The organism is Helicobacter sp. MIT 01-3238 (assembly GCF_003364135.1).
Classification (GTDB): Bacteria; Campylobacterota; Campylobacteria; order Campylobacterales; family Helicobacteraceae; genus Helicobacter_B.
The window spans coordinates 1-561 of sequence record NZ_NXLN01000066.1 but is presented as its reverse complement, the minus strand read 5'-3'; the positions used below and the strand labels follow the sequence as shown (position 1 = coordinate 561).

At 40.8% G+C, this 561-nt stretch carries 1 protein-coding gene; it reads left to right on the top strand.

The features are described 5' to 3' along the window. The coding region (locus CQA40_RS11395) for a hypothetical protein (RefSeq protein WP_181882941.1) at positions 1 to 561 on the top strand (561 nt) is incomplete at both ends.

Genomic DNA, 561 nt, shown 5'->3' with positions numbered 1-561 from the left:
AATGGTAATATCGTAATCAACGCTGGAGATAACATACAGCCAAACCAAGTCTATCTATTTGAAAATGTTGTAAAAAATGCAGCAAATTCTAGTGACTTAAATAAGCTAGACATTCGCTACTTCCGTCCGGGCACAGGGCTTACGCTAAATGAGGGCACAGACGCTAATGGCAAAAAAGGCTTTGTGGTATCTGCTGACATCGCTACTAGCTATGGAGCAAACCTTATGCGTGCTTTGGTGCTATCTAGCTTGCGCAGAACTGTCAATACGCAAAATATCTTAGATACGATGACGACAAAGACATTCCATAGCGATAGGTATTACAATCAAGAAGTAGAGCTAAGATTGCTTCAATACGATATGTCGCGCCTTACAAATCGCTCTAGCAAATTCTCTAAGCAAACGCGCAAAAACCAAGAGAAGCTAGATAAAGTGCGTGAAAAAATGGCTAAGCTGACTTTGGAGCAATCTAAGGGGCAAAATCTAGATAAGGGCTATAATAACTTTGAAGTCATAGACCAACTAGATGCGATATTTATCCCATACACTGGACGCAGGGAT